Below are 267 nucleotides of genomic sequence, written 5' to 3' on the forward strand. Positions count from 1 at the left end.
TTTCAATTACGAATGCTTTAATTACGGATTGGAAATTACGAATTACGAATTCTTTGATTACGGAAGATGGAATTCATAATTTGAAATTCGTAATTCGTAATTAACAAAAGAGGGGAATTAGCTCAGCTGGCTAGAGCACCTGCCTTGCACGCAGGGGGTCAACGGTTCGAATCCGTTATTCTCCACACTTTAAGCTTTAAGCCATATGCTATAAGCTTTAGGCCTTCGGGCCTATCGCCTAGAGCTTATTGCCTATAGCATTAAGAG

At 40.1% G+C, this 267-nt stretch carries 1 tRNA gene; it reads left to right on the forward strand.

Annotation, left to right across the window (positions count from 1 at the left end):
- Positions 1–111: 111 nt before the first annotated feature.
- Positions 112–185 (forward strand) — tRNA-Ala (locus G5B30_RS17225).
- The last annotated feature ends 82 nt before the right edge of the window (positions 186–267 follow it).

Source organism: Sphingobacterium sp. SGG-5, from assembly GCF_011043525.1.
Classification (GTDB): Bacteria; Bacteroidota; Bacteroidia; order Sphingobacteriales; family Sphingobacteriaceae; genus Sphingobacterium.